Here is an 11,889-nt window from a genome sequence, read left to right as displayed (position 1 = left end):
CAGGTAGTCGACCCGGCCCAGCGCTTCCCAGTCGAGCCCGGAGTTGTCCGGGAAGGGGAACCACGACGCGAAGAAGGCGGGGTTGACCCAGGGGTCGCACAGGATGCTTCCGGCGGGCGTGTCGATCCGCATCCCGGCATGACCGGTCCCGGTGATCTGTAGCACCGTTCGTCCCTTTTCTCTCTCGCTCCACCTCGGTGGGCACTGTGCGCATGGAATGACCCGGGCTGATGACATGCCCAAAAGACGGGTCGGAAACCCGGATATTCGAGCGTGGGGAGGGCCGTGGTCCGGGCCCGCGGTGCGACCGCGGCATGTCCCTGATGCTGACGGAGCATATCACCGGGCCTGTTGGGGCCCGTCGACACTTTCAATAGTCAATAGGAACAGTTGACCAGATCGCATTCCGGGCCGAGCCGGATATCGAAACACGCTTCGACTCCGTCCCGGATATGCGCGGCGAACTTCATCACGTCGGAGGTCGTCGCGCCGCCGCGGTTGGTCACCGCGAGGGCGTGCCGGCTGGAAAGCGCGACCGTCCCGTTGCCCCAGTCGAGCCCGTATCCGGGCGCGAAGCCGGCGTTGTGGATCAGCCAGGCCGCGGAGAGCTTGACGCCCTTGATGTCGTAGTAGCTCGGGCACTGTGCCGCGCGCGCCGGTACCTCCTCCAGCACCGGGTTGATGAAGAACGAGCCGACGCTCCAAGTGTCGTGATCCCGCGGGTCCAGCACCATTCGGCGGTCGCGGCGCAGTGCGAGGACGGCCTCGCGCACGTCCGCGGGCGCGGCGGTCCCTCCGATGTCGATCCCTAGCGTCTCGGCCAACAAGGCATACTCGATCGGCTTGGACTGCGTCCCGCGCTTGAGCCGGAAGGTGACGTCGGTCACAACCCAGCGGTCGCTGTGCTTGAAGACAGATTGCCGGTGGCTGCCGAATCCGCAGCGGTCCGGGGCCCACCTCTCGAGTAGGCCGGCCTCGCGGTCGTACACCGACAGCGAGTCGAGTAGGTCGGAGGTCAAGGTGCCGTAGGCGCCGACGTTCTGCACGGGGGTTCCGCCGACCGAGCCCGGGATCCCGGAGAGCGTCTCCAGGCCGGTCAGTCCCTCGGACAGGGTGGTGTGGACGAGGTGGTCCCACTCGACGCCGGCGGCGGCGGTGACGAGGTCCCCGTCGATCTCGAGATCGGTCGACGCCATCTTGACGACCGTGCCGTGCCACCCGATGTCGCCCACGACGAGGTTCGAGCCGCCGCCCATCACCAGCAGCGGATCCTCGTCGCCGCCGAGCTCGCACAGCAACTCGATCACGTGCTTGGTGGACTGGGGGGCGAGCAGCCGTCCCACCGGTCCGCCGATCCGCATCGTGGTCAGGTCAGCAAAGGTAATGGTCACGGTCGCCTAGCTTATCCGGGGGCGGTACGCCCGAACCGTGACGGTGCTCCGCGCCGGCCCGCGCGCTGTCGGAAGAGTCTAGGTCGATCAGTCGGCCGGGGGTCAAGGGCCCCCGCAGCCGACCCCGACCGGCCTCGGCGCCCTGTCGCGCCGCTGCTTATGGAATGGGGATAAACCCTCTTCGAACTTAACGGGGGTTGCGGCGAAAGATCGCGCGATCTACTGCCGCCATCGGGCCCCAGCTGACTTCGAAGAGCGTGAATCAGATGTCGCCAGCGCGGGACGGGTGATATCGAATGCCGGATCTGTGAAGTGCTCTCGTGTAGTCTTCTGACATCTAATCTGCTGACATCGGATCAGTTCGTCCTGCGCTCGCGCCGGGATCGGCTGGGGGACGCGTGTCGCTCATCATCGGGATTCACGGCATTGCCCAGGAGCAACTCGGCCGTCATCTGTTGGCGGACCCTTGGCGACGGGCGCTTGCAGACGGACTCGAGCGTGCGTGTCGGCACGCGGTGGCGCTCCCGCCGCTTGACGTCGCCTACTACGGAGACCTGTTCCTCCCGCCGCCGCCAGGGGGGAAGGCGCTGGCCGATACCGCGGACCGGCTTCTTGACGATCTGACCGACGACGAATGCGCGGATCTGGTGACTGCCGCGTCTGCGGCGCTCTCTCCGGCCGAACTGGCCGCAGCCGATGCGACGCCCGACAAGGGCCATACGCGGTCACCGCTCCCGCTTCAGGCAGTGATGCGGGCGCTTGACCGCCGCTTCGGCGTCAGCGCGGGCGTGCTCTATCTCGGCGAGCTTCGCCAGGTTCGGCGATATCTATGCGACCAGGAGCTCAAGAACGACGCGGACGCGCGGGTCGACGCGGCCGTAGGTCCCGAATGCAGGATCCTCGTCGGCCACTCGCTGGGTTCGGTCGTCGCTTGGGAGTACGTCCGTCGGCACCCGGAGCATCAGCTGGACCTGCTCCTCACCGTCGGCTCCCCGCTCGGCCTGCGGATGATCCGTTCCCGCCTGCCCGATTCCAACTTCTCCGCCGAGGCCCGGCCCGCGCACATCGCGGGCTGGGTCAACGTCCGCGACCCGCGTGACCCGGTGGCGTGCGCAGGCGATCTGCGGTCCTGGTGGCCGTGGACCGCCGACGAGCGAGTGAACAATCAGGCGGACGCCCACGCGGCGACCCGATATCTGGCCAAACGCGTCACGGGGGAGGCGGTGTTGCAGCGAGCGCCGGGGTTGGCCGAGCCATGACCGGCGTCGACGACGAGGAAGTGCTGCACCGCCATTTCATCGCCGTCGCGACAGGCGTCTACGACGACCCGGAGTTCGCATCGCTTCCGGTCCGTGACGAAGTTGAAGAGTTCGAGCGGTGGTTGTGCGGAGCGGACCTCGGCGCACGGGCGTTCAAGCGCGAGGACCTGGCGTACGAGCCGACATACGAGATGATCAAAGACGCGCTCATCCGGCCGGATTCCCCTTGGACTCCGGCCCACGCCGTCGCCGTCTACGTGACCGGCCACGGCTTCAAGGGCCGCGAACACATGATCGCCTTGAAAGGCACGGTCAAGCGGCAGTCGGCCGCGACCGCGATGTCGACGGCCACGATGATCGAGTGGCTCATCCAGTCGGACGTCGACCACCTGCTGGTCATCATCGACCTCTGCTACGCCGGTCAAGCGCTCGGCCCCCTGCTCGACAGCGACGTCGAGTGGAAGCCCACCTGGTTGTTGCTGGCCAGCGCCACCAGGGGTCAAGCTGCCGGCGTGGGCGTGCTCGCGCGAGCCGTCCGCGAATTCCTCGCAGACGCGCGCACCAATCCCAAGTTCAACCACGGGCCCTACTTCGTCGCGTCCGAGTTCGTCGCCGCGATCGAGGAGCATCTTCCGCCCGATCAGCGGATCGCGCCGCTCCAGGCCCGCTTCGCCAGCCGTGGGGAGAGCCTGTGTCTGCCGAACCCCGACTGGAAGCCCGGGCCCGACGTCGGCCCGGCCATCCGCCTCGCCGACCTCAGCGCCCACTGGAGCCCGCGGTCCCGCGGCGTCGCGAGGGACGCTGATCCCGGCTGGTTCTTCACCGGTCGCCCGGACGTCATGCGTCGCGTGCTCGACTTCACCCGCGGCGACCCGGGAACCCTGCTCGTCACCGGCCGCGCCGGCACCGGGAAGTCCGCGGTTCTGAGCCGACTGGTCACTCTTGCCGACGCCGGGTTCGTCGGGCGCTATGCGACTCAGGTCGCCGCCGTCCCGCCCGCGCTGCGGCCACAGGTCGGGTCGGTGGACGCGGCGGTTCTGGCCACCCGAAAGCTGACGATCCAGGTGCTCGACCAGATCTGCACCGCGGTCGGTGTCCGCCGACCCGACGACGCGGCGGGCATCCCCGATGTTCTCGAGTTGCTGGAGGCTTGGTGGGCGTGGCTGCGGACACACGACCGCCTGATGACCGTTGTGGTCGACGCGCTCGAGGAGGCGGACAATCCGCGCGCGGTGGTCGAGGAGGTGCTGTCGAGGCTCGATCCCCCGGGCGCACCCCGGCGCGTGCGTCTCCTGGTCGGAGTCCGTTCCCCGGGCGGCGATATCGGAGGGGCGATCGCCGATACGACGCAGGCGGTACTTGGCGCCGAACGGGTGCGTCTCGACGAGCGGCCGCTCGTAGACGAGGACGATGTGGCCGCTTTCGCGCGGGAAGTCCTGGTGGCCGCGGCGGGCTCTCCGTACCGGACGGCCGACGATCAGGCGGTCGATCGTGTCGTCGCACGGATCGCGGCGAGGGCCGATGCGTCGTACCTGTTCGCAGGTACCGCGGCGGCGTCCCTGGCCAGGCGCCAGGAGATCGTCGACCCCGATGACGCCCGGTGGCTTGCTGTGCTCGATGACCACGTGGTGGGCATCGTGCGCGACGACATTGCCCGAACGGCGGGCACGCCGCCTGATCGAGAGCGCGCCGTTCATCTACTGCGAGCGGTCGCCTTCGGGCAAGGAGCCGGCGTCCCCTGGTACCGGGTGTGGGCCGAGGTCGCCACGGCGATCGCGGTGAACACGACATACGGGGATCGGGACATCGAGTCGTTGCTGGCGTTACCGCTGGCGGGGTATCTCACGACCGACCAGGAAGACGGAATCACCACGTACCGGATCGCCGACGACACCGTCCGCCAGGCGCTGCGCGACCGCCCGTGGGTGCTCGTCGGCCAGGAGGTACCGTCGCAGCGGGAGCCCATCGCCGAGGTGGAGGCCCGGATCGCCACGGTGCTGAAGCCGGAGCGCCGCTGGTCCCGAACGGGGACCGGTGTGCCGTTGCCCGAGTACGTCCGCCGTCACCTGGTCGAACACGCCGCTGCCGGCGGCGCACTTGACCGGGAGACTGTTCCGGACTGGTTTCTGCCGTATGCGGAGCCCACGCGGCTGCGCCAGGCGGATCCGACCGCTACCGGCCTGCCGCTGTCGTCGGCGGTACGCCGCGTGGCGCATCGCTGGGACTGGCACCGGCCCCGGTTCAACGCCGCGGCTCTGCGCATGTTCTCGGCGTTGTACGGGGCGCCGCTGGACAAGGCGGTGTTCGACGACGACTGGACGGTGCCGTGGGCGAGTTCATCGCGTGACATGAGCGAGATTCTCGGTTCGCATCCGGCGGTGACGAAGGTCGCCGCCATAGGCTCGGCGGACGGTCGGGTCGTCGCCGTGACCGGGGGCGCCGACGGGCTGCGCGTGTGGGATCTCGCCGGCGGAACGCGCGTGGCGGAGCCCGTGGCGAATGTTGTGGGCTCGATTTCGGCGCTCGCCGTCGTGACGCCGCCCGGCAGTGAACCGGTCGCTATCGCGGTGAGCGACGCCGCCGGTGTGTGGGTCGTCGACCTGATGTCCACGCCGCTTCACGGTCGGCTCGCCATTGCGGATCCCGGGGCGATCTGCGCGCTCGGGGCGGCTGTGCTGGCCGACGGCCGCACGGTGGTGGTCACCGGCTCCCGGCAAGGGCGCTTCGCTTCGTGGGATCTCGCGACCGGTGCTCGGATCGGCGAGGCGGTGGAGCGCCATTCCGGCCCGGTGAACGCGATCGCCACGGTGACTGCGGGCGCCGATGGATCCGTGACGGCGGTGACCGTCGGCGACGACGGCACGGTGCGCACCTGGGATCCCAGGACGGCTGGCGCTGTCGGCGGCCCGATGGTCGGGCATGACGGCCCCGTCTCCGCGGTATCGGCGACGACGATCGGCGGCCGTCCCGTAGCGGTGACCGGCGGGCGCGACGAGACGGTTCGGATTTGGGACCTCATCGATCGCGGTGAACGCGGTAGTGCGTTGAGCGGGCATGCCGGCACGGTTTGGGCTGTCTCGACCACCACGCTCCCCGACGGTCGCGCGTGCGCGGTGACCTGTGCGGAGGACCCGACGGTGCGGGTCTGGGACCTAGCGGCGCAAGCACTGCACGACGAGTCCATGATTAGTCATGGACGGCCGGTGGCCGCGCTTGCCGCGATTCGGCTGCCGCAGACGGGTCCGACCGTGATAACCGGGGGGCGGGACGGCACCATTCGCTCATGGAACCTGACTGAGCAGCCAGTGGCGGGCATCGTGGCGGCGCGGGAGCGAGACCGCGTTTCGTCCATCGCGGTGGGCATCCATCCCGACGGCAGTGCGTTCGCGGTCACGGGCAGCGACGCCGATGACGCGACCCTATGGAGCCTGGCGGACAGCATGCATACCAGGGTGTCTATGGCAGGGCACCGCAAGCCTGTGGTCGCAGTCCGCACGGCAGTTCGCTCTGACGGAACAGTGGTTGTCGTCACCGCATCCTGGGACGCGACATTGCGGGTGTGGGATTCGCTCGATGCTACGCAGGTGGGCGGCCCTCTCCATGGGCACCGCGGACCAGTGCTCGCACTGGACACCGTGATGACTGTCGACGGCCGTCTCGTGGCCGTCAGCGGTGGAATGGATGGCACCGTCCGATTCTGGGATCTGGAGTGCGTGTCGGCGATCGCGTCGTCTCCGGCCGCCGACACCTGGATCACCTCGGTCGCCGCCACATGCCTGCCCGACGGTCGTCCGATCGCCGTCACCGGAACGCGGGACGGCCGACTCAGGGCGTGGGACGTGGAGCGGCACGAACCCCTGGGCGAATCGGTACGCGGCCACCAAGGCGGCGTGCGCGCACTCGCCACGGCGGTCGTGCAAGGGCGAGCAGTCGTGGTCAGTGGCGGGCGCGACGGCGCCGTACGCATGTGGGATCCGCTCCGGATGGCCCCGGTGGGCCGCCGGATGACGGGACACGTCGGCCAGGTGGCCGCGGTCGCCGCCGGAGTGCTGGGGGACGGTCGGGCCGTCGCGCTGACCGGCGGCGACGATGCCGCAGTGCGTGTTTGGGACCTCAGCGCCAATGTGCAGATCGGCGTGGAACTGCCAACGCCCACTGCGGTTCGAGCGCTCGCCGTGGACGCCGGTCGGCCGGGGTTCCGCATCGTGATGGCGGGTAACGGCTTCCTGGCGGTGGCCGACCGACGGTGAGCCGTTGTCTCCAGCGAACGATCGGCACGCGAAGGGCCGAGGCGCTGTGAAGTGCGGTGATCAGGCAGACCGCTGATATCGGAGAACGCCCCAAAAGCAGGCGGAACAAGTGCGAAACTTGCAGAACTGGTGCGCCGCGGAGCGGACAGGCCGCCTGCGGCTACCCGGGGGGACAGGGATCCAGGATGAGGCGTGATGCGCACGACCGTGAGTATGTCCTTGCTGGAGCGCTGGTGATCTGGGCGGCCTTGCTGGACGGCGTGTCGCTGGCACGGCTACCGTCTGAGACCGTCGGCGCGGTCATGTCGGCGGTCGGTGGACAGCTCTTAACAGAGGAGGGCGCCCTCCGGCGCGTCGACGACATACGTCGTTCGCTGCTGTCCTGGCTGGCGCCGCGGCCTGACGCACCGGCCCAGGAGCCAGCGTCCGAGGAATACGACGTCTTCCTTGTGTCGTGGGGCCTGTCCGTCCGTTCGCGGGCGTTGGCCCGGTGGCGGAGCGCCGCCTCGCCACGGCGCGCTGATCCAGCTCCACACGTGCGTCGGGCATCCGGCTGGGGTGACGATCGGCCGGCGCCGGTCGGCTGTTGGGACTACTCCTATCTGGCCAAGCAGGATCTGTCGCCGGAGCCGGACCACGCCGCTGGGCGCCTCGTCGACCGCGGGGTCGCGGCGCTGCTCAATGTGGGCGTGCGCTTCGGAGAGCCCAAGCCCAGCCGATTCGACACCCAGATGCGCGAGCTGCTGACCAGCCGGGTGGCGCGCCAGATCCGGCTTTTCGACTCCGCGATCATCGACGGCTCGGCGGCGCCGACGGCGAGGATCACCCGGCTGGCGTTCGTCCTGGCCGCCGGTGTCACGCTCGGGGCGTATGCCGAGACGGTGTTCGAGGAGGGTGACGATCCGGCGCGCGGGGTCTGCGACGACACCCGCGCTCTCTGGAACGAGCCGCGGGACCTCACGGTCTTACGCCGGCTTTGCATCGACTACGACATCCTCGACCAACGCCATCGTGACGGCGCTTTGGAGAGCCTGGGGGTGGAGTACGCGGACTTCCGCGCGGTCTTCCGTACTTTCGCCGAAGAGGGCGCTGCATACGGCGGGGACCTCGAAGGCGTGGCGCCGGCTGCCGAGGACGCCGCGGTCCGCCGGGTCGGCGCGCTGCTCGAACTCGCGATCGCTGACGTCCGCGAGAAAACCGCGGATCTGCCGACGACGGTCGCCGAGCAGGTGGCGATCATCGTAGACGAAGTCGCCGACACGCTTGCCCGCCAACGGGACACTCCCCGGATGCTGCGTCTCCAAGAGCTGCTGCAAGCCCAGACCGAGAAGGCCTCGCGGGTGCAGGCGGGTACGCGCGCGACCTTCCTGGAGGACCTGCTGACCAGGCTGGCGAGCGCCCACCGCATCGGTAGCCCGCTCGTCAGCACATCAGACGTGGACGCTACCCCGGACGAGGTCGACCGACTCGTCTACAGTGCGCACAACTTCCTTGACGGCGGCAAGAACTACGGGCCGGAATGGCTCATCCAGGAGTTCAAGGACCGGCTCCCCTCTGCGGTGCGCGCCCTCACCTCTGGCAGGATCACGGATGGCCTCGACCACGTCGCCGCGGCGGAGGCCCGGTGGCAGTTGCTGGAGGCGAGCGGGCGGGCGCTCGAGCAGCGGCCGGACGTCGTGGGCGGCCTCGTCATCGCCGGATCGTTCGCCGAACTCGGCTGGTTCGTGGCGAACGAGCAGGATCCAGAACGCATCCGGAACGTCTACGAGCCGCTGCACACCCGGTTGCGCGCGGTCAAGAGCGGCCAGCTCGCCCACGACCTCGTCGGGCCGATCACCCGCATCCTGCGCAGCCGTCCGCTCGCCGACAACAAGCACGACAACTTCGACGTCGCGCAGCGGGTGGCCCACGACGCGGTGCGGTACGGCAGCCTCGCGCTGTACGAGGCGACGCACTTCGAGGCCGTCCAGTCGGTCAGCCGGATCGCAGCCGCGCTGACCGGGTTTCAACTGTCGTTGCTGCAAGCCGGCGGCGTCTTTGTGCGCAGCGCGGAGGCTGAGCTGACCTTCGCCGTCACCGGCCGGTCAGCGGTTCAGCAGGCGCGCCATGGAGCGTACATGCGAGATCTGGCGTCGGCGTCGTTGACTTATACGAACCTCGCCGTGCAGCGGTTGAAAGACATCCGGGAGCTCCAGGTGTCCGGGCTGCTGAGCGAGGAGGGACTGAACTACCCGGCGACCGCGGCCGCGTCCACCGCGTCCATGGGCATGCGAACCCTGCTTCTCTGGGCGATGCTGCATTTGGCGTTCCCGGACACGAGCAAGCTCGACGTCCGGGCGTTCATCATGGCCACCCCGGGCCAGTTCCACGACATGTTGAGGCTGCGGAATCTCACGAAGCTGAACTTCGCCGACATGACCCGGATCGCGATGCACTACGCGTTCCTGTCCGGCGACCTCAGACATCCGGCGACCGGCGCCCGCCAATACCACGAGGCCACCCCAGACCATCTGCGCCCGCGCACGTCTGGCAACCTCGACCTCGACGCCTGCGGACAGTATCTTATCGACTCCGGGTACGACACGGGCATCCTCGATGTCATCCAAGTCGAGAGGGTGCGCCGGGTACTCGACGAGACCAGTTGCGGCAGGTACAGCGAATGGCTGGCCGCATACGCCAACCCGGTCCGGCGCAAGCCGAAGAAATTCCGTCGTGGCGCGGTGTCGCGCATCGCGTTCGCCCCCCAGGCCCGCGACGCGACAGTCGGTTGGTGACCGCTCCGGCAGCCTCAACCCTCTTCTCCCCAGGCGAGTGGCGACCGCGACGCGATGTATTCGATCGCTCGCACGGCCGCCCGGTCGCGGATCACGCTTCGGTCTTGCGCGGAGATCCCGTGCCGGTGCAAGTCGGCCAGGATCCCCGCCGGCCAGGAGGTGACCTGCGTGGGCGTGCGTCCGTGGACTTCGAAGAAGAGTTCGACGTCCTCCGGCCCCGAGGTGCGTTCCAGATACTCCTGGACGACCGCGACCAGCGCGTTCGCCAGGGCACGCGCCGTGACGTCGGAACCGTCCGGCATGGCGACCGCTGCGCCGATTTGCCGCCGAAGCGCACTGGACTCGGCTTCCGCCTGCTGCCGGGGATCATCGCCCGCCATCGTCACTGCCGCCCCTTGTATGAGCGGGTTCCGGCCGGTGCAGATATCCGCGCGGTGCCGCGGGCGGCGGTCCGGCGGGTGGGTGGCAGGGCTCGTCGGTCACCGCGCGACTCAGGGCGGCAACGGCATCCACCAGGAGACGGCGCGCGGATCGGATCGCGGAGAGGGTCTCCATGAGCAGGTAACCCGGGAGTTCGGCGCGGTCTGGCAGCTGGTCGTCGAAGCCGACGACATCCACATCCACCCCGTACGGCAGGTAGAGCAGCCTGAGGCAGTCGAATGTCTGGAACGGCACGAAGTATTGCGACGTGACCACGAGGACGCGCTGTCCCGGATACGGCGTGCCGGACTCTGCCCAAAGTGCAAGCGTGTCGGCTGTGTTGGGCCGGTGTGGCGGGCGGCCGGTGCTGGCTGACAACACCGATCCCAGCGGCAGACCCTCGGCGTCCACAAGCTCCACATGCCGCTCATGGGTGTACTCGGGCCGGACTTGGCCGTCATACGGGCCGGTCCGGCTGCGCCAGCGCGGGCATTCCCCCCGCGCCGAGGTACACCCGCACAAGAACCGCAGCGGCGTCGCGTGTACTGCGAACGTCGTGCGAGCGGCGCCGATCAGCAGGTCGAACTCATCAACGGCGCCGGGCGCATAGTCCTCGGCCACCGGGCGCTCAGCTGGCTCGGAGATCAGCTGTCGAGCACTGCCTAGAAAGCTCAGCCGACCGAGGTTGATGCCGTCGTCGCGCAGCTTGAGCGCGTGCCGGGCCCGCAGCAGCGGACGCATATACCCGCCACCGAGGACGAGCGTTTCCGCGTACTGGGTGAATCGCGGCGGCCTTGGTGTCACCAGGCCGAGTTGGTCGCCCGCTTCCACGATGCGACCGGATTTCGCAGTGTCGTATGCAGCGATGGCAGCTTGCGAGCGTTCGACGTATTCCCCGCCCTCGCGTGCCCGGAAGTTGAACTCGGTGGCGGCAATGCGCTCGACCGCGAGGGTCCCGCGCAACACGTCGAGGTGGTGCGGCGATACCCCGGCAAGCCCGGTACCGGGTTCGGCCAGGACACGATGTACCCAGGACGGCAGGTCTTCGTTGAACAAGGGCATGTCGGCGCGGGATAAGGGGAGTGCCTCGCCAGCCGCGGGCATCTCCTCGCCGGACAGAGAAAGCAGGGCCGTCATCGCGGCGCCAAACAACCACTCGTCTACAAGGTCGAAGGCGTGATGCGCCCGGTCGGCGCCTGCCTTGGACACCCGCGGGTTCATCTCGTCGTCCGTCACGTGTAGCACTCTACTGACGCCCCACAGCCATGCGCCCGGTCCGAACGGCCCTGCCAGCCGACGGCGTTGTGTACTCCACGGACGCAGTGCCCACGAAATCAAAGCCTAAGAAATCGGAAGAGGATAGCGCTGCGCACGTCGGGGCCGTCGGATACGCCGACCCTCCACTTTCTGCGACTGGCCGTGCTGATCCGCGACGGGTGGGCGAGCGGATCAGTGTCACGCTGGGACCCGAACCGGGTCTGGTGAAGGGACTTGACATGATAGTTATCAGTCACTAACTTGAGCCCTATCGGCACGCGCCGACCGAGTCGGACGGACATGAAGGAGGGCGCCAGCGATGAGCCCCCGGATGTCCGCCGAGGACCGGCGCGAACAGGTGATCAAGGAAGCGATCTTCGTGTTCGCGCGCAACGGTTACGAGGGCGCGACCACGGCGGCGGTCGCCAAGCGGGTCGGCGTCTCGCAGCCCTACCTGTTCCGGCTGTTTCCGACGAAGAAGGACCTCTTCCTCGTGGCGAGCGAGCGGAACATGAACGACACGCTGCTGCTCCTGCGG

General features: G+C 68.7%; 7 protein-coding genes and 1 pseudogene. 4 read left to right on the top strand and 4 right to left on the bottom strand.

What is annotated here, in order from left to right; all coding sequences use genetic code 11:
- Positions 1-156, bottom strand: a pseudogene (locus tag VGZ32_RS28785) ((2Fe-2S)-binding protein); the annotation flags it as partial.
- A gap of 221 nt (positions 157-377) precedes the next feature.
- The gene (locus VGZ32_RS19195; RefSeq protein WP_326887462.1) at positions 378-1,391 is read right to left on the bottom strand and encodes a UDP-N-acetylmuramate dehydrogenase; all 1,014 of its coding nucleotides are present in this window, start codon (positions 1,389-1,391) and stop codon (positions 378-380) included.
- Between the two features lie 515 nt (positions 1,392-1,906).
- Between VGZ32_RS19195 and VGZ32_RS19190 the strand changes: the two genes are divergently transcribed.
- The 3 genes from VGZ32_RS19190 to VGZ32_RS19180 all read left to right on the top strand — a co-directional run bounded on the left by VGZ32_RS19190 (position 1,907) and on the right by VGZ32_RS19180 (position 9,674).
- A complete protein-coding gene (locus tag VGZ32_RS19190; protein ID WP_326887461.1) occupies positions 1,907-2,650 on the top strand; it encodes a hypothetical protein in 744 nt (247 codons plus the stop codon).
- A complete protein-coding gene (locus VGZ32_RS19185; protein ID WP_326887460.1) occupies positions 2,647-6,900 on the top strand; it encodes a hypothetical protein in 4,254 nt (1,417 codons plus the stop codon). The genes VGZ32_RS19190 and VGZ32_RS19185 overlap by 4 nt, the downstream gene beginning before the upstream one ends.
- A gap of 185 nt (positions 6,901-7,085) precedes the next feature.
- On the top strand, positions 7,086-9,674 hold the full coding sequence (locus VGZ32_RS19180; RefSeq protein ID WP_326887459.1) for a hypothetical protein: 2,589 nt from the start codon (positions 7,086-7,088) through the stop codon (positions 9,672-9,674).
- A gap of 14 nt (positions 9,675-9,688) precedes the next feature.
- Here VGZ32_RS19180 and VGZ32_RS19175 read toward each other — a convergent pair whose 3' ends face one another.
- Entirely contained in the window at positions 9,689-10,054 is a 366-nt protein-coding gene (locus VGZ32_RS19175; protein WP_326887458.1) for a hypothetical protein, read from the bottom strand.
- Complete coding sequence (locus VGZ32_RS19170) at positions 10,041-11,330, bottom strand: hypothetical protein (protein ID WP_326887457.1); 1,290 nt, start codon at positions 11,328-11,330, stop codon at positions 10,041-10,043. Before VGZ32_RS19170 ends, VGZ32_RS19175 begins: the two co-directional genes overlap by 14 nt.
- Positions 11,331-11,670: 340 nt before the next feature.
- Here VGZ32_RS19170 and VGZ32_RS19165 point away from each other — a divergent pair.
- Positions 11,671-11,889 (top strand): helix-turn-helix domain-containing protein (locus tag VGZ32_RS19165; RefSeq protein ID WP_326887456.1); only part of this gene is annotated, 219 nt, incomplete at its 3' end.

It is taken from the genome of Actinocrinis sp., from assembly GCF_035938995.1.
Lineage (GTDB): Bacteria > Actinomycetota > Actinomycetes > Streptomycetales > Catenulisporaceae > DASZGI01.
Note: the sequence above shows the minus strand (reverse complement) of the source record. Positions and strands in the feature narration are given on the sequence as shown.

What these genes read in the sequence shown, in the direction of transcription:
- VGZ32_RS19185 (WP_326887460.1), top strand. Translation starts at nt 2,647, where the DNA reads ATGACCGGCGTCGACGACGAGGAAGTGCTGCACCGCCATTTCATCGCC.
- VGZ32_RS19180 (WP_326887459.1), top strand. Translation starts at nt 7,086, where the DNA reads ATGAGGCGTGATGCGCACGACCGTGAGTATGTCCTTGCTGGAGCGCTG.
- VGZ32_RS19175 (WP_326887458.1), bottom strand. Translation starts at nt 10,054, where the DNA reads ATGGCGGGCGATGATCCCCGGCAGCAGGCGGAAGCCGAGTCCAGTGCG.